13 protein-coding genes are annotated in these 16,266 nt (G+C 66.4%); 8 read left to right on the top strand and 5 right to left on the bottom strand.

The genetic code is table 11. The features are described from left to right. Positions 1-394: 394 nt before the first annotated feature. The gene (locus FSV73_RS10045; RefSeq protein ID WP_145007278.1) at positions 395-772 is read right to left on the bottom strand and encodes a hypothetical protein; all 378 of its coding nucleotides are present in this window, start codon (positions 770-772) and stop codon (positions 395-397) included. A gap of 266 nt (positions 773-1,038) precedes the next feature. On the opposite strand from FSV73_RS10045, the gene FSV73_RS10040 reads away from it, so the two are divergent. The 8 genes from FSV73_RS10040 to copD all read left to right on the top strand — a co-directional run bounded on the left by FSV73_RS10040 (position 1,039) and on the right by copD (position 9,309). Next, entirely contained in the window at positions 1,039-1,836 is a 798-nt protein-coding gene (locus tag FSV73_RS10040) for a DUF5020 family protein (protein WP_145007277.1), read from the top strand. A gap of 70 nt (positions 1,837-1,906) precedes the next feature. Continuing rightward, positions 1,907-3,283, top strand: coding sequence for a nucleobase:cation symporter-2 family protein (locus tag FSV73_RS10035; RefSeq protein WP_145007275.1), 1,377 nt, complete (start codon positions 1,907-1,909; stop codon positions 3,281-3,283). A 70-nt stretch (positions 3,284-3,353) separates the two neighbouring features. Continuing rightward, on the top strand, positions 3,354-4,010 hold the full coding sequence (locus tag FSV73_RS10030) for a TetR/AcrR family transcriptional regulator (protein WP_145007274.1): 657 nt from the start codon (positions 3,354-3,356) through the stop codon (positions 4,008-4,010). Next, positions 4,007-4,591, top strand: a complete 585-nt coding sequence (locus tag FSV73_RS10025) for an IMPACT family protein (protein ID WP_145007273.1) — start codon at positions 4,007-4,009, stop codon at positions 4,589-4,591. The genes FSV73_RS10030 and FSV73_RS10025 overlap by 4 nt, the downstream gene beginning before the upstream one ends. A 197-nt stretch (positions 4,592-4,788) precedes the next feature. Continuing rightward, the gene (locus FSV73_RS10020; protein WP_145007272.1) at positions 4,789-6,000 is read left to right on the top strand and encodes an ammonium transporter; all 1,212 of its coding nucleotides are present in this window, start codon (positions 4,789-4,791) and stop codon (positions 5,998-6,000) included. 208 nt (positions 6,001-6,208) lie between these two features. Then, complete coding sequence (locus FSV73_RS10015) at positions 6,209-7,993, top strand: SulP family inorganic anion transporter (RefSeq protein ID WP_145007270.1); 1,785 nt, start codon at positions 6,209-6,211, stop codon at positions 7,991-7,993. A gap of 33 nt (positions 7,994-8,026) precedes the next feature. Further along, positions 8,027-8,401, top strand: a complete 375-nt coding sequence (gene copC, locus FSV73_RS10010) for a copper homeostasis periplasmic binding protein CopC (RefSeq protein ID WP_145007269.1) — start codon at positions 8,027-8,029, stop codon at positions 8,399-8,401. Between the two features lie 8 nt (positions 8,402-8,409). Further along, on the top strand, positions 8,410-9,309 hold the full coding sequence (gene copD, locus FSV73_RS10005; protein WP_260856056.1) for a copper homeostasis membrane protein CopD: 900 nt from the start codon (positions 8,410-8,412) through the stop codon (positions 9,307-9,309). Between the two features lie 33 nt (positions 9,310-9,342). Here copD and FSV73_RS10000 read toward each other — a convergent pair whose 3' ends face one another. The 4 genes from FSV73_RS10000 to FSV73_RS09985 all read right to left on the bottom strand — a co-directional run bounded on the left by FSV73_RS10000 (position 9,343) and on the right by FSV73_RS09985 (position 16,146). Then, positions 9,343-9,948: an outer membrane beta-barrel protein gene (locus FSV73_RS10000; RefSeq protein ID WP_145007267.1), complete on the bottom strand. Its 606-nt coding sequence runs from the start codon at positions 9,946-9,948 to the stop codon at positions 9,343-9,345. 158 nt (positions 9,949-10,106) lie between these two features. Further along, complete coding sequence (locus tag FSV73_RS09995) at positions 10,107-11,117, bottom strand: class 1 fructose-bisphosphatase (protein WP_145007265.1); 1,011 nt, start codon at positions 11,115-11,117, stop codon at positions 10,107-10,109. A 163-nt stretch (positions 11,118-11,280) separates the two neighbouring features. Continuing rightward, positions 11,281-13,377: a glycogen debranching protein GlgX gene (glgX, locus tag FSV73_RS09990; RefSeq protein WP_145007264.1), complete on the bottom strand. Its 2,097-nt coding sequence runs from the start codon at positions 13,375-13,377 to the stop codon at positions 11,281-11,283. Between the two features lie 327 nt (positions 13,378-13,704). Then, complete coding sequence (locus tag FSV73_RS09985; RefSeq protein WP_145007263.1) at positions 13,705-16,146, bottom strand: glycogen/starch/alpha-glucan phosphorylase; 2,442 nt, start codon at positions 16,144-16,146, stop codon at positions 13,705-13,707. Between the last annotated feature and the right edge of the window lie 120 nt (positions 16,147-16,266).

The following is a 16,266-nucleotide window of genomic DNA, read 5'->3' as shown; positions in this document are numbered from 1 at the left end:
ACAAGCACCCACACGAATTGCTTGATTCAACTTGTTAAAGAGCAGTTGGTTGCGACCGTGTCGCTAACCGAGGCGCGCATTCTACGCCGTCCTCACATCCTGTCAAGCGTTGATTTGAACTTTTTCGTTTCAACTCAACCACTTGCACTTGCCTGACCGGTTGAACCGATCGCGGCAGCGGGAGGCGAATCCTACAGCATCCTGGGACGCTGTCAACCCCTCCGCTTCATTTCGCTGCCACCCGGAGGTGAGAGCCAACTGGCGAGGAATCCGTGGACCCCTCGCCCGGCTCAGATCTAAGTGCTTGATTTTCAAGCCCTTCAGCGTCTGCGCCGGAAGTGGGGCGCATTATAGGGGAGTTTCATAGGGCGTCAACAGGTTATTTCAAGATTCTTCAATAAAGGGGTGTCGGGGCCAAGCGATAGCCCGCTTCCGTCCCTATGATCCGGTACTGCTTGATCTCGCCGGGCGCCAGCAGGATGGACTGGGACACGCTGCTGGCCATGGGGGCGGCGCAGGCACCGGGGCCGGACGAGGTGAGGCTGACGGCGACTTCGCCCGGGGGCAGATTGAAGGAAGCGCTCTGCCCGGCCATCAGGGTGCCGGCGAGGCGCCCCTGGATTACCAGGCCGATATCGCACCCCGATCCGGAGTAGGCGTCGCCGCGAGTGATCATGAGGATGCCCGGCTGACCCGTCCCACCCTGGGGCACCTGGGCCAAGACGGAAGAGCTACCGAGCAGCCCCAGCAGAAAACCGATAAGCAACTTCATGGCTGTGTCCTCCAGATCGTAAGCACCTTAGCACTGCCCGGCCGTGCGCGCTCCGTTTCGAAGCACGGCCCCGTGGCAGGCCTCCCTGACGCCCAAAAACTGAGCGAGTGGTCAGGTTCTGCGCCGGACAAAAATCCGGAAAAGCGCTGAAGCCTTATACAAACCATTGAAAAATAACTATTTTTCTCACCCACCCGTGGTTGGCGCCAATTTTGCTGAGCACCGCGGGGATCTGACCATAACGAGAAAGCACCTTAGGAGCCGACATGCGTAAAACCTTCACCACCGCGCTGCTGACGAGCAGTCTGCTGGCCACCGGCGCGGCCCAGGCCGCAGAAAGCCCCTTGCTGTGGCACGGCGAAAGCCTCACCTATCTATATGGCAAGGATTTCCGGGTCGATCCGCGTATCCAGCAGACCGTCACCTTCGAACATGCCAGTTCCTGGACCTGGGGTGATCTGTTCCTGTTCGTCGACAGCATCTGGTTCAACGGCGCGACCAATGCCAGCGATGGCCATCAGGGCTTCTATGGCGAGGTCAGTCCGCGACTGTCGTTCGGCAAGCTGTCGGGCAAGGACCTGTCCTTCGGACCGGTCAGCGATGTGCTGCTGGCGACGACCCTGGAATACGACCAGAACGATGGCCGTGGCGCCGGTCGTGACCAGCGCAACTACCTGGTCGGCCCCGGCTTCGATCTCAAGGTGCCGGGCTTCGACTACTTCCAGCTCAACCTCTATTACCGCAAGCCGGATGGCGGCAGCGCGCCCTCGGGTGCCTGGCAGCTGACGCCGGTATGGGCCTATACCCTGCCCCTGGGCAATTCGGACCTGCTCATCGACGGCTACATGGATTGGGTAATGAACAACAAGGGCAGCTACCACGCCAACCTGCACTTAAATCCGCAGGTCAAGTACGACCTGGGCAAGGCGATGGGCTACGAGGCCAAGCATCTTTATGTGGGTACCGAGTACGACTACTGGTCGGACAAGTACGGCATCAAGGACAGCGAAGGCTTCCGTACCGACCAGAGCGTCTTCAGCTTCCTGGTGAAGTATCAGTTCTAAAGCGCCCAGGATCCCCTGCGGTCCTGCACCTGCCGTCCATACCGGCAGAGCCGATGTGAGGTAACCATCCATGACCACCCCCCTCCGGGACGATCTTCTCTATGGCCTGGAAGAGCGCCCAGCGCCCCTCGCCGCCTTCTGTGCCGCACTGCAGCATGTGCTGGCGAGCTTCGTGGGGATCATCACGCCACCGCTGATCATCGCCGGCGCGCTGGGCTTGCAGGAGCACCTGCCCTATCTGATCAGCATGGGACTGATGGTGTCGGGTGTCGGTACCTTCCTGCAGGCCCGGGGTGCGGGCGGCCTGGGGGCGGGCATGATCTGCCTGCAGGGCACCAGCTTCGCCTTCCTGTCGGCGGTGCTGGCGGCGGGGATGCTGGTCAAGCAGCGCGGGGGCTCGCCGGAGGACATTCTGGCGATGATCTTTGGCGTGTGCTTCTTTGGTGCCTTCGTGCAGATCGGCCTGAGTCGCTGCCTGGGATTGTTGCGCCGGGTGATCACGCCCCTGGTGACCGGCATCGTGATCACCCTGATCGGCATCAGCCTGATCCGGGTAGGCATCACCGACCTGGGGGGCGGTGCCAAGGCGGCCAATTTCGGCGCACCGGCCAACCTGGCGCTGGGTAGCCTGGTGCTGATCATCATCATTGCCCTGAATCTGTCGCGACGCCCCTGGCTCCGGCTGTCGGCGGTGGTGATCGGCCTGCTGGTGGGCTCACTGGCGGCCTGGGCCTGCGGACTGCTGAAACCGCAGCCGCTGCCGTCCCTGCCCTTGGTCAGCGTGCCCCTCCCCTTCCATTTCGGCTTCCATTTCGATTGGTCGGCCTTTCTGCCGGTCGCGCTGATCTATGTGATCAGCACCATAGAGACCACCGGCGACCTGACCGCCAACTGCCTGATCTCGCGGCAACCCATCGAAGGGCCGGCCTATATAAGGCGGCTCCGCGGCGGGGTCCTGGGCGATGGGGTCGCCTGCCTGCTGGCGGCCACCTTCAATACCTTTCCCAGCACCACCTTCGCGCAGAACAACGGGGTGATCCAGCTGACCGGCGTGGCCAGCCGCTACGTCGGCTACTGGATCGGCGGCATCCTGCTGTTGCTGGGGCTGTTCCCGGTGCTGGGCGCCATCCTGCAGCAGATCCCCAAGCCGGTGCTGGGCGGCGCGACCCTGGTGCTGTTCGGCAGCGTCGCCGCGGCCGGGATCCGTCTGCTGGCGCACTGCAGCCTGGATCGCCGCAGCCTGCTGATCATCGCCACCTCGCTGGGCGTGGGCCTGGGCATCGCCAGCCAGCCGACGCTGCTGGATCAGTTGCCGCCCCTGGTGAAGAATCTCTTCGATACGGCGATCACCAGCGGCGGTCTCACCGCCATCCTGCTCAACCTGCTGCTGCCCGAGGAGCGCGCCGTGCCGGCGGCCGAAAGCCCTTCGCCAGCCTCCCACCCTTGAAAGAGGTCTTGTGTCCGAGGCCGGGGGTGCGTTATTGATGCCTGCCGCGCCTTCGGATCCTGCAGTCGACATGACCCTTCTCGTACCCGCCCATTACGCCGGCCAGGACAAGCCGGCCGGTCGCATCCGGCAGCAGAACGAGGAGTCGATCCTGAAGGCGGCGGAGGAGGAATTCGCCCGCCACGGCTTCAAGGGCACCAGCATGAACACCATCGCGCAACGCGTCGGGCTGCCCAAGGCCAATCTCCACTATTACTTCAATAACAAGCTCGGTCTCTACATGGCCGTGCTGGGCAATATCCTCGACCTGTGGGACAGCACCTTCAACCACCTGACCGTGGATGACGATCCCGCCGAGGCCCTCGGCCGTTATATCCGTGCCAAGCTGGAATTCTCGCGGCGCCAGCCGCTGGCCTCGCGGATCTTCGCCATGGAGATCATCGGCGGCGGCAACTGCCTGTACGAGTATTTCAACCAGGACTACCAGACCTGGTTCCGCAGCCGGGCCGCGGTCTTCGAAGCCTGGATCGCCGCCGGCAAGATGGATCCGGTGGATCCGGTCCATCTAATCTTCCTGCTGTGGAGCAGCACCCAGCACTACGCCGACTTCGCCAGCCAGATCTGCCAGGTGACGGGACGCAAGCGCCTGACCCGGCAGGATTTCGAGGAAGCGTCCCAGACCCTCACCCACATCGTCCTCAAGGGATTGGGTCTGCAGGTACCATGACGTTCACCCTGATCCAGGAGGCCTCCTGGGAAGAAGAGGTGCGCAAGAGTCGTTTTCTCGCACTGGCCGCGCCGGTGGCCAGCGTGGAGGCCGCCCAGGCCTTCATCGAGCGGGTGAGCGTGCCCACCGCGACCCACAACTGCTGGGCCTGGAGACTCGGCAACCAGTACCGCTTCAATGATGACGGCGAACCCGGGGGCACGGCCGGCCGGCCCATCCTGGCCGCCATCGAAGGGCAGGACTGCGACCAGGTGGTGGTGGTGGTGATCCGCTGGTACGGCGGCATCAAGCTGGGCACCGGTGGCCTGGTCCGCGCCTATGGCGGTTGCGCCGCCCGCTGCCTGCAGCAGGCGGACAGGCAGCCGCTGGTGCTGCGCCAGGACTACGGCTTCGCCTGCACCTATGCCGAATGGCCGCTGATCAAGGCACGGCTGGCGGCCCTGGCGGTGGTGGTGCTCGAGGAGGACTATCAAGCCCTGGAAATCGCCCTGCGCATCGCGCTGGAGCCGCAGCGGCGCGACGAGGTCGCCACGCTGCTGACGAACCTGAGCAGCGGCCGGATCGTCCTGCACGAGTACTAGCGGCACGACCTTTGCTTTTTGGCGGTGCACGCCCGCACGACCTGCACCGCCTTGGCGCACTTTAGCGTCCTTGACGAGCTGCACGTTCGGCTGGCGACCCGACTGGACCTGCCGAAGAGCTGCTGATCGCCCTAAAAGCGAGCAACAAGCAGCCGCATGGCATGTTTTTGGTGCAACCCTTTCAGACGACTGCCTTGATGAACGAACTGCCCTCCGCCGTGGCCACCCTGGTCCACAGTGCCAATACCCTGTTCCTGCTGCTGGGCGCCGTGATGGTGCTGGCCATGCATGCCGGCTTCGCCTTTCTCGAGGCCGGCACGGTCAGGCACAAGAACCAGGTGAATGCCCTTTCCAAGATCCTCGCCGATTTTGCCATCTCCACCCTGGTGTATTTCTTCGTCGGTTACTGGATCGCCTATGGCGTGACCTTCCTCGCGCCCGCCCAGGTGCTGATTGCCGACAGCGGCTATGCCCTGGTGAAGTTCTTCTTCCTGGCGACCTTCGCCGCGGCCATTCCAGCGATCATCTCCGGGGGGATCGCCGAGCGTGCCCGCTTCGTCCCGCAGCTGTGCGCCACCGCCCTGATCGTGGCCTTCGTCTATCCCTGCTTCGAAGGCTTGATGTGGAACAACAACCTCGGCCTGCAGGACGGCTTCGAAGGCCTGTTCGGGGCGCGCTTCCATGACTTCGCCGGCTCCGTGGTGGTGCACGCGGTAGGCGGCTGGCTGGCGCTGGCCGCGGTGCTGCTCCTGGGTCCGCGCCAGGGACGGTATCGCGACGGCCGGCTGGTGGCCTTTCCGCCGTCGAACATTCCCTTCCTGGCGCTGGGCTCCTGGATCCTGATCGTCGGCTGGTTCGGCTTCAACGTGATGAGCGCCCAGAGCCTGGTGGGTGTCAGCGGCCTGGTGGCGCTGAATTCCCTGATGGCCATGGTCGGCGGGACGCTCGCGGCCCTGCTGCTGGGGCGCAACGACCCGGGCTTCCTGCACAACGGCCCGCTGGCCGGGCTGGTGGCCATCTGCGCCGGCTCCGACCTCATGCACCCTATCGCCGCGCTGCTCACCGGGCTGGTGGCGGGCGCCCTGTTCGTGCGGGCCTTCACCGCGGTACAGACGCGCTGGAAGCTGGACGACGTCCTGGGCGTCTGGCCCTTGCACGGACTGTGCGGAGCCTGGGGCGGCATCGCCTGCGGGCTGTTCGGCCAGACCGCCCTGGGTGGGCTGGGGGGCGTGAGCCTGCTGGCGCAGCTCGCCGGCACGGCGCTGGGCATTGCCATCGCGCTGCTCGGCGGGTTAGCGGTCTATGGTCTGCTCAAGACGCTGCTGGGGCTGCGCCTGAGCCAGGAAGAGGAATACCAGGGCGCCGACCTGGCGATCCATCGCATCGCCGCCAACAGCCACGACGGCTAGCGCCAGGTTACCCACAGCGGCCGTGCACAGTGGTGTGGATAACCCGTGCATGAAGTCACCAGAGCGCCACGGGGACCGGGCTGGCAGCGACTGGTGAAGAAATGAGCATACGCCGACGTCGCGACGGAGACCGTGAACGCCGGGCCCCCGGTAGCCGGCCGGCGCGCGGAATGGGTAGAGTGGGCGACCTTTCCTGCTGGAGCGCCCCATGCCCGCCCTTGCCACCCTGCTGCCCTGGCTCCGCGAGGTGGACCGTACCACCCTGAAGGCGGACCTGGGTGCGGGCCTGCTGGGGGCGGTACTGGCGCTGCCCCAGGGCGTGGCCTTCGCCACCCTGGCCGGCTTGCCGCCGCAGTATGGGGTGTATGGCGCCGTGGTGCCCTGCATCGTCGCCGCCCTGGCCGGCTCCAGTCGCCATGTGGTGACCGGGCCGACCAATGCCAACTCCCTGGCCCTGCTGGCGGCGCTATCGCCGCTGGCGCTGGCGGGCTCCGGTCCCTACATCGATCTGGCGCTGGCGGTGACCCTGCTGGTCGGCCTGCTGCAACTGACGGTGGGCGCCCTGCGCCTCGGCGCGGTGGCCAACTTCATCTCGCCCTCGGTGCTGCTCGGCTTCATGAGCGGCGCTGCCGTGCTCATCGGCCTCTATTCGCTCAAGGACTTGCTCGGCCTGTCGCCACCCCTGGGTACCTCGGCCTTCGGTGTGCTGGGCTATGGGCTCGCCCACCCCCTGGCGATCCACTGGCCGTCGCTGGTCATCGGCCTGGTGACCCTGGTCGCCACCCTGCTGCTGCGCCGCCTGCGACCGCGCTGGCCGACCATGCTGCTGGGTCTGTTGGCCGGTTGCCTCTGCGCCTGGGTACTGGAGCGCAGCCTGCCGGGTGCGGCCCAGGGTATCGCCACGGTCGGCCGCATCCCTTCGGCCCTGCCGCCCTTCCACCTGCCGGACGTCACCCTGCAGGACCTGGGCAATCTCTCGGGGATCGCCGTGGCCCTCACCCTGGTGGCCCTCGGGCAGTCGCTGTCGATCGCCAAGGCGGTGGCCCAGCGCTCCGGGCAACGGCTGGACGTCAATCGTGAATTCCGCGGTCAAGGGCTGGCCAACCTGGTCGGTGGCTGCTTTTCGGCCTATGTGTCCTGCGGTTCGCTGAACCGCTCCATGCCCAATTTCGAAGCCGGTGCCCGGACCCCGCTGGCGGCGGTGTTCGCCGCCCTGCTGGTGGTGGCCCTGGTCGCCTTCGGCGGCGGGGTGATCGCGACCATCCCGCTGGCGGCCATCGCCGCGACCCTGCTGCTGGTGGCGCGCGGCCTGCTGGACCTGGGCCGCTGGCGCGAGGTGCTGCGGGTCAGCCGCACCGAGGCGCTGGTGGCCGGGGTGACCTTCCTGGCGACCCTGACCATTCCGCTGGACCGGGCCGTGCTGCTGGGCACCCTGGTGTCCCTGGTGGCCTACCTCTATCGCACCTCCCACCCGGCGATTCGCCCGCTGGTGCCGGATCCGAGCACCCCCGAGCGTCGCTTCACCCCGCTGGACGAACTGGGCCAGCCGGCGCAGGAGTGTCCGCAGCTCAAGCTGGTGCGGGTGGAGGGGTCGGTGTTCTTCGGCGCGGTGCCCCATGTCGGCGATCAACTGGACGGCTTTCGGGGCGCCCAGCCGGGCCAGAAGCATGCGCTGTTCATGACCAAGAGCATGAATTTCATCGACCTGGCGGGCAACGACCTCTGGCGCCGGGAAGGGCGCGAGCGACGCGCACTGGGCGGCGATCTCTATTTCCACCGGCCGCGTACCCCGGTGCTGCAGCTGTTCGCCAAGACCGGCTTCCTCCAGGAGCTGGGCGAAGGCCATGTGTTCTCGTCCAAGGACCAGGCCTTGCGCAGCATCTATCCGCGCCTGGACCCGGACGTCTGCCGCACCTGCACCGCGCGCACCTTCGTGGAGTGCGCGGCGCGGGCGGCGGAGCCGGCCAAGGACGAGTCCCGCAGGGACTGCTAAGCTGGCGGTTTTACCCTGCCGCTGGAGAAGCTCATGCCTGCCGTCCTGTCTCGCGCCCGTTCGCTCGCCCTGGCCTGTCTGCTGTTGCCGGGCCTGGCGCTGGCCCATGGTCATCTGAAGAGCGCCGAGCCGGCGCCCGACAGCACCAGCAGTCAGGCACCCAAGCGGCTGAGCCTGACCTTTTCCGAGGGCATCGAGGCGTCGCTCAGCCAGGTGCAGTTGCAACGCCTGGAGGGTCAGGCGAGCACGGCGATCACCACCGGCAAGGTGATTTCCGGTAGCGACGCCAGCACCCTGGAGGTGCCGCTGGAGGCGCCGCTGCAACCCGGGCGCTACCAGGTAAAATGGCGCGTGCTGGCCAAGGACGGACACAAGACCCAGGGCGATTATCGCTTCAGCGTCCAGTAAGTCTTCCGGTGTTTGACGGCGGACTGGCGACGCCCGAGGCCTGGCGTCCGCTCACCCGCGCCCTGCTCCTGCTGCCGCTGCTGCTGACCTGGGGTTACCTGGCCCTGGCGCTCTGGCTCGCGCGCCCAGGGCTGCGCGGCTGGCTGCTGGAGCGGGCGAACGGAAGCGCGCGGGCGTTGGGCGCGCTACTGCTGCTCGGCGTGGTCGCGCAGCTGCCCGTGCAGGCTGCGCTGGTGGGCGATGGCTGGACGGATGCCTTCAACCTGGCCGTCTGGCGACTCTTCCTGTCCACCGACGCGGGACGGGCCTGGTGCTGGCAACTGCCACTGGGGTTGCTGGTGGCACTGTGGCTACTGGGCGGCCCGCTGAAAAAAGCTACGGCCGTGCTCTGGGGCCTGACTGGCGTGCTGCTGGCCAGCCTGGCGCAGGGCGGCCATGCGGCGGCAACGGGCGGCGCCCTGGGTATCGCGCACCAGTTGAATCAGGGACTGCACCTGTTGAGCAGCGGGCTGTGGCTGGGCAGCCTGCCCGGCGTGCTGCTCTGCCTGTATCGACCACCCGCGCCGCTGAAACTCGAGGTCCGCGACCTGCTGCGCGGGTATTCGCTGCCGGGTCAGGTAGGCGTGGCGCTCGCGTTGCTGAGTGGCTCGCTCAATAGCCTGTTGATCCTCGGGCCGGAGCGGCTCTTCCAGCTGACGCCCTACTCGGGGCTGCTGCTGGCCAAGGTGCTGGTGGTGGCAGGGATGGTCGGGCTGGCGCTGCTCAATCGCTATGGGCTGGTGCCGCGACTCGCTCATGGACCCCGTGCCCTGCCGTGGCTACGGCGGGCCACCGTCGTGGAGATCGCCCTGGGTATCGTCGCCGTGGCCCTGGTGGCGGTCTTTTCCGGTCTCGATCCCTACGTCTAGCAAGAGGGGCGGCATGCGCCGCCCCGGTACGTCTTAGAAATAGACGTTCATGCCCAGGTAGATTTCCTTGGTGCTGTCGAGCTGCGTCGAGCCGAGCTTGGTGCCGTCTTCGTCGATATCGGGCTTGGCGTTGCTGCGCAGGTAGCGATAGCCGGCTTCCAGCGAGGTGCGGTCGTTGACCTGCTGCAGGATGCCCGCCTGGACGCCGGCCAGGTAGCCGGTATCGCCGTTGTGGCTGTAGTCGGAGCCATCCTGGGTAACCCGCGTCAGGCCCAGGGTGCCGCCGCCGAACAGCTTGGTGCTGTTGCTCAGCGGATAGAAGGCGTCGTAGCTGCCGGTGAGATCCTGCTGCCGGAGTTTGATGCCATCGCTGCTGCCGCTGACCTGGTCGAGGGTCGCATAGTAGCGCCCGGCGTCGTTCTGCTGACCGAGACGCAGGCCCCAGGTGGTGTTGCCGTCGATGGCACCGTCGGTATCGGGGCTGTTCAGGTTGCCATTGAGCGCGTGACTGTTGTCGAAGTTGTCGTAGCTCTTGCCGTAGGTGAGGCCGGCGAAGTTCTGGGGGTCGGCGGCGAAGACCGAGTGGCTGGCCAGGGCCAGCAGGCCGAAGAGGACGACACGGGATTTCAGGGCGTTCATGGTGGAAGATCCTCACGCGATTCGAATACAGCCCGACCGGCTGCCTGGCCATCTTCCGGGGCGGCAGGTTAGCAGGGGATTAAGGGGACTGAATCGAAGCTGAACGGAGCGAGAGGCAGCACCGGACCGCCCGTTGCAGGCGGCCCGGCAGGCAGGAATCAACGCTGACGGTGGTACTCGGTCACGCGCAGCACTTCCTCCTTGGAACCCAGGAATACCGCTACCCGCTGGTGCAGGCCGTCGGGCTGGACGTCGAGGATGCGCTGGTGGCCGTTGGTGGCCGCGCCCCCGGCCTGCTCGACCAGCATGGCCATGGGGTTGGCCTCGTACATCAGGCGCAGCTTGCCGGGCTTCTCCGGCTCGCGGGCATCGCGGGGGTACATGAACAGGCCGCCACGGGTGAGGATGCGATGGACGTCGGCCACCATGGAGGCGATCCAACGCATGTTGTAGTTCTTGCCCAGGGGGCCTTCCTTGCCCGCCAGCAGCTCGTCCACGTAGCGCTTGACCGGGGCTTCCCAGTGACGCTGGTTGGACATGTTGATGGCGAATTCGGCAGTGCTCTCGGGGATGGTGATGTCTTCGTGGGTCAGTACGAAGCTGCCCAGCTCGCGATCCAGGGTGAAGCCCTTGACGCCGTCGCCCAGGGTCAGCACCAGCATGGTCTGGGGACCGTAGATGGCGTAGCCGGCGGCGACCTGCTCGGTGCCCTTCTGCATGAAGGCTTCTTCGGTCACGTCACCGGTGGTGCTGCTGACGAAGTCCTTACGCAGGATGGAGAAGATGGTACCGACGGAGACGTTGACGTCGATGTTGGACGAGCCGTCCAGGGGATCGAACATCAGCAGGTAGGCGCCCTTGGGGTAGTGACCGGGAATCTGGTGGACCTGGTCCATCTCCTCGGAGGCCATGCCGGCCAGGGTGCCGCCCCATTCGTTGGCTTCCAGCAGGATCTCGTTGGACAGTACGTCCAGCTTCTTCTGCACCTCGCCCTGGACGTTCTCGGTGCCCATGCTGCCGAGCACGCCACCCAGCGCCCCCTTGGACACCTCGTAGCTGATGCGCTTGCATGCCCGTGCCACGACTTCGATGAGGAAGCGCAGGTCGGCCGGGGTCTTGTGGCTGCGGGTCTGCTCGATGAGGTAACGACTGAGGGATATCCGGGACATCGCGGTGCTCCTTGTAATGATGGGCGCGAGTGTAGCGCCAAAGCTCAAGCTCCGTCTCAAGCAGAGCGGACCGTCAGGCCGGGACTGCCAGCCAGTGCCGATTCCAGGCTTCGTCCAGACAGCGACGAGAGGCTGAGACCGGCGGCCGACAGGGAACGGACGCCTAGGGCGCGTTCGGGGTCTCCACGGCGAGCAGTACGCCTCGGCCCACACGGAGATTATCGGCGCTGGGGTAGACTGCCGAGTCCGGTTCCAGTTCAGGCTGGCGGCTGTCCAGCTGTATCACCCAGTGATGTCCGTCACGTGACGGCGGCAGGCGCAGCTCGATTTCCTCCCGGCGCGGCTGGAAGGCCAGCCAGAGGCGCGGGCCCTGGGCCCGGTCATCTTCGTCGAGAGCTTCGAGGGTGAGACTCAGCGGCAGGCTGCCCGGTGCCTGCCAGCGCCCGTCGTCCATCGGCGCGCCATCGGCGTCGAGCCAGTCGATCCTGACCCAGCCATCGGCCGCGGGCCGGCCCAGCAGCCGCCGTGCCTGCAAGGCCGGAAGCGCTCGACGCAGCGCCATGAGCCGGCCGACGAAGGCGCTCTGGCGTTGCCCGGCGGGGCTGACAGCCTGCTGCCAGTCGAGCCAGGAGAGTTCGTTGTCCTGCACATAGGCATTGTTGTTGCCCTGTTGCGTACGACCGAATTCGTCCCCCGCGGTGAGCATGGGCTCGCCACCGGCGAGGATCAGGGTGGCCAGCAGGGCGCGCTGGTCGGCGGCGCGGGCTGCCTGCACCGCGGGGTCGTCACTCGGGCCTTCCACGCCGTTGTTCCAGCTCTTGTTGTCGGTGGTGCCGTCGCGATTCTCCTCGCCGTTGGCCTCGTTGTGCTTCTCGGCGTAGCTGACCAGGTCGGCCAGGGTGAAGCCATCGTGGGCGGTGATGAAGTTGACGCTGGTGCGCAGCAGGCGATCACCCGCGCCGAACAGGTCGGCGCTACCGGCCAGGCGCGTGGCCAGGGCACCACGCAAGCCTTCGTCGCCGCGCCAGAAGCGGCGGACGTCGTCGCGGAAGGCATCGTTCCACTCCTGCCAGGGCGCGCGGAAGGCGCCGACCTGGTGACCGCCGGGGCCGATGTCCCAGGGTTCCGCCACCAGCCGCACCTGGCGCAGCACCGGGTCCTGGGCCAGGGCCTGGAGCAGCGGTGCATCGCGGTCGAAGCCGCTCTCCAGGCGGCCCAAGGCCGGCGCCAGGTCGAAGCGGAAGCCGTCGACGCCGGCCGCGGTGACCCAGTGGCGCAGGCTGTCCAGGGTCAGGCGCAGCGCCGGCGGACTGTAGAGCGCCAGGCAGTTGCCGCAGCCCATGTCGTTGATGTAGCGCGCCGGATCGTCCGGCTGCAGCCGGTAATAGCCGGCGTTATCCAGGCCGCGCAGGTTAAAGGTGGGACCGAGTTCGTCGCCTTCGCCGGTGTGATTGAAGACCACATCGAGCAAGACCTCGAAACCGGCCCCCTGCAGGGTGGCGACCGTCTCGCGCAACTCGCCCAGGGCATCGGCCCCCGCCAGGCGCGGATCGACGGCAGCCATGAGCACCGGGTTGTAGCCCCAGTAGTTGGCCAGCCCGAGGGCCGGCAGGTGGCGGTCGTCGGCCCAGGCGGCGATGGGCAGGAGTTCCAGGGTGGTGACGCCGAGGCGCTGCCAGTGCTCGATCAATGACGGATGCCGCAGGGCGGCCAGGGTCCCGCGTTGGCGGGCCGGGACCTCGGGGTGCAACTTGCTCTGGCCACGCACATGCAGTTCATAGATCAGCCCGGCGTCGCGACGCTTGGGGCTTGGCGCGAGACTGTCCAGCGGTGGCAGGACGATGGCCTTGGGCACCTGGGCGCCGCTGTCACGCTCATCGGGACGATTGGGGTCGTCGGGATGGAAGCCGTAGGTGCTGGGGTGCAATTGGAAGGGCCGGTCCACCGCCAGGGCCCAGGGGTCCACCAGCAATTTGTGGGCGTTGAATCTCAGGCCGTCCTGGGGCCGATAGGCGCCCTGGGCGCGTAGGCCATACCTCAGGCCCGGCTTGGCGCCGGGGAGGAAGCCATGCCAGACGCCACCTTCATGCTCGCGAAAGGCCAGCCGCTGGGTCTCGGCTGCGCCCTTGGCATCGTAGAGGCAGAGGTCGACCGCTTCGGCGGCGGGCGACCAGATGGCGAAGTTGATCCCGTCGTCGACGACGGTGGCACCGTAGTGAACAGGACTGCCCGCTTCGAGGCGGGTGAAGGTACGGGGCATGGGGGCTCCAGATCAGGGCTTGTAGGGCGGATGCTGCAAGGATGTAGACGGCGTGGAAGGCGTGGGTTCTCAATCGCGGGGTAGTTGATCGCGGCAATGGCCGGCGTAGGTTGGGTTGAGCGTAGCGAAGCCCAACATCACCTTGGGACTGGCAATGTTGGGCTTCGACGATAGAGCCGTCTCAACCCAACCTACCGGCAACCGCAGGTTGGCTGAGTACAGCGCAGCCCACCATCGCTTCGGGGCCGGCAATGTTGGGCTGCGACGATGGAGCCGTCTCAACCCAACCCGGGGTCTATCGCCGCAATGGCCGCACAGCGCATTCAACTACAACGCCTTCCAGATCTCCGTGGCGTATTCGCGGATGGTGCGGTCAGAGGAGAACCAGCCCATGCTGGCGGTGTTGATCACCGCCGATTGCCACCATTTGTCCGGCTGCTGCCAGCGGGTCTCGACCTGGCGCTGAGCGTCCCAGTAGGCGTCGAAGTCGGCGCAGACCAGGAAGCGGTCGTGCCAGGTCAGCACGTCCAGCAGGCTGTTGTAGCGCGCCGGATCCTCGGGCGAGAACTGCCCTCCCCGCAGCCCGGCCAGCACCTGGGACAGCCGCGGCGAATTCTCGATGATGTCCGAGGAGATGCCGCCGCTGCGCTGGCGCTCTTCCACCTCGGCCGCCTTGAGGCCGAAGATGAACATGTGCTCGGCACCGATCAGCTCGCACATCTCCACGTTGGCACCATCCAGGGTACCAATGGTGAGGGCGCCATTGAGGCCGAACTTCATGTTGCTGGTGCCCGACGCTTCCATACCGGCGGTGGAGATCTGCTCGGACAGGTCCGCCGCCGGGATCATCACCTCGGCCAGGCTGACGTTGTAGTTGGGCAGGAAGACCACCTTGAGCAGGTCACGGGTCAGGGGGTCGCTGTTGACCACCTTGGCCACGTCGTTGGCCAGCTTGATGATCAGCTTGGCCTGGTAGTAGCTGGCCGCGGCCTTGCCGGCGAAGATCTTGACCCGCGGCGTCCAGTCGCCATTGGGGTTGTCGCGGATGGCTTGGTACAGCGCGATGGTCTGCAGCAGGTTCATCAGTTGCCGCTTGTACTCGTGGATCCGCTTGATCTGGACGTCGAACAGCGCACTGGGGTCGAGGTCGATCTCCATCCGCTGTTTCACCAAGCTGGTGAAGGTGTCCTTGTTGCGCTGGCGCTGCAGGGCGAAGCGCTCGCGGAAGGTGCTGTCGTTGGCATAGGGCTTGAGCTGCGGCAGGGTGCGCTCGGGATCGTCCAGCACGCCCTGGCCGAGGGTATCCACCAGCAGGTCGGTGAGCGCCGGGTTGGCCTGGTGCAGCCAGCGGCGGAAGGTGATGCCATTGGTCTTGTTGTTGATCCGCTCCGGGTAGAGCCGGTGCAGCGAGCGGAAGACCGTCTTGCGCATCAGGTCGGTGTGCAGCCCGGACACCCCGTTGATGCTGTGGGAGCCGAGGAAGGCCAGGTTGCCCATGCGTACCCGGCGGCCCTGGCTTTCGTCGATCAGGGAGACGTAGGAAATCATTCCGCCGTCGGTCTCGCCGCGGGCGCGCAGGGAGTCGAGGAACTGGGCATTGATCAGGTAGATGATCTGCATGTGCCGCGGCAGCAGGCGCTCCATCAACTGCACCGGCCAGGTCTCCAGGGCCTCCGGCAACAGGGTGTGGTTGGTGTAGCTGAGGGTACCGACGGTGGTGTTCCAGGCGGCGTCCCAGGGAATGCCGTGGACGTCCACCAGCAGGCGCATCAGCTCGGCCACGGCGATGGCCGGGTGGGTATCGTTGAGCTGGATGGCGACGTGCTCGGGCAGGCTGAGCAGGTCGCTGTGCTGCTTGAGGTGGCGACGGGTCAGGTCGGCCAGGGAGGCGGCGACGAAGAAGTACTCCTGGCGCAGGCGCAATTCCTGGCCGGCCTCGCTGCTGTCGGCCGGATAGAGCACCCGCGAGATGCTCTCGGCGCGCGCCTCGTTGGCCACGGCGCCGACGTGGTCGCCGGCGTTGAAGGTTTCCAGGTGGAGGATCTCCAGCGGTCGGGCACGCCAGAGTCTCAGGGTGTTGGCGCCCTCCCCGCCCCAGCCGATCACCGGGGTGTCGTAGGCCACCGCGCGGATGCGCTCGCCCGGGGTCCAGGTCTGTCGCCGGGGGTCGCCCTCGCCATAGGGCGCCACGTGACCACCGAAGCCGATCTCGTACACCACCTCGGCGCGTTCGAATTCCCAGGGGTTGCCGAAGTCCAGCCAGTTCTCCGGCTGCTCCAGCTGGAAGCCATCGGCGATCACCTGGCGGAACAGGCCGTGTTCGTAGCGGATGCCATAGCCATGGCTGGCGATGCCCAGGGTGGCCATGCTTTCCATGAAGCAGGCGGCCAGGCGGCCGAGCCCGCCGTTGCCCAGGGCGGCGTCCGGCTCCAGGCCGCGGATGCGTTCCAGGTCGACGCCGAGATCGGCCAGGGCGCGGCGGGTCTCCTCGAGGATGCCCAGGTTGGACAGGCTGTCGATCAGCAGGCGGCCGATGAGGAATTCCAGGGAGAGGTAGTAGACCCGCTTCTGCCCGGTGCGATAGGCCTCGCGGGTACGACTCATCCAGCGATCGACGATGTAGTCCCGGGCGGCCAGCGCGGTGGCCTGAAACCAGTCGTGGTCGAGGGCGTTGTCGGGATCCTTGCCGACGGCGTAGGTGAGCTTGGAGAGAATGTTGGTGCGGAGCGCGGAAACTTCGTTGGGCGAGATGAAGCGGGGTCTCGTCATCAGGATTGACCTCTGCAAGCGCTTAGGAATCAGATCGCGAAGTGGCCGCGGAAAATGCGCTGCGTGCCGTTGCCTTACTTTTAGGCGAAACGGCCGGGACGTCCAAGCTTTTTTCGATAC

Origin of the sequence: Pseudomonas oryzihabitans (genome assembly GCF_007665395.1) — a bacterium.
Classification (GTDB): domain Bacteria; phylum Pseudomonadota; class Gammaproteobacteria; order Pseudomonadales; family Pseudomonadaceae; genus Chryseomonas; species Chryseomonas psychrotolerans_C.
The sequence above is the reverse complement of the archived record's forward strand: the minus strand, read 5'-3'. Positions and strand labels throughout refer to the sequence as shown.

Bases quoted from the DNA above. Each gene is read 5' to 3' on its own strand.
- FSV73_RS10045 (WP_145007278.1), bottom strand. From the start codon at position 772: ATGAAGTTGCTTATCGGTTTTCTGCTGGGGCTGCTCGGTAGCTCTTCC.
- FSV73_RS10040 (WP_145007277.1), top strand. From the start codon at position 1,039: ATGCGTAAAACCTTCACCACCGCGCTGCTGACGAGCAGTCTGCTGGCC.
- FSV73_RS10035 (WP_145007275.1), top strand. From the start codon at position 1,907: ATGACCACCCCCCTCCGGGACGATCTTCTCTATGGCCTGGAAGAGCGC.
- FSV73_RS10030 (WP_145007274.1), top strand. From the start codon at position 3,354: ATGACCCTTCTCGTACCCGCCCATTACGCCGGCCAGGACAAGCCGGCC.
- FSV73_RS10025 (WP_145007273.1), top strand. From the start codon at position 4,007: ATGACGTTCACCCTGATCCAGGAGGCCTCCTGGGAAGAAGAGGTGCGC.
- FSV73_RS10020 (WP_145007272.1), top strand. From the start codon at position 4,789: ATGAACGAACTGCCCTCCGCCGTGGCCACCCTGGTCCACAGTGCCAAT.
- FSV73_RS10015 (WP_145007270.1), top strand. From the start codon at position 6,209: ATGCCCGCCCTTGCCACCCTGCTGCCCTGGCTCCGCGAGGTGGACCGT.
- copC (WP_145007269.1), top strand. From the start codon at position 8,027: ATGCCTGCCGTCCTGTCTCGCGCCCGTTCGCTCGCCCTGGCCTGTCTG.
- FSV73_RS10000 (WP_145007267.1), bottom strand. From the start codon at position 9,948: ATGAACGCCCTGAAATCCCGTGTCGTCCTCTTCGGCCTGCTGGCCCTG.
- FSV73_RS09995 (WP_145007265.1), bottom strand. From the start codon at position 11,117: ATGTCCCGGATATCCCTCAGTCGTTACCTCATCGAGCAGACCCGCAGC.
- glgX (WP_145007264.1), bottom strand. From the start codon at position 13,377: ATGCCCCGTACCTTCACCCGCCTCGAAGCGGGCAGTCCTGTTCACTAC.
- FSV73_RS09985 (WP_145007263.1), bottom strand. From the start codon at position 16,146: ATGACGAGACCCCGCTTCATCTCGCCCAACGAAGTTTCCGCGCTCCGC.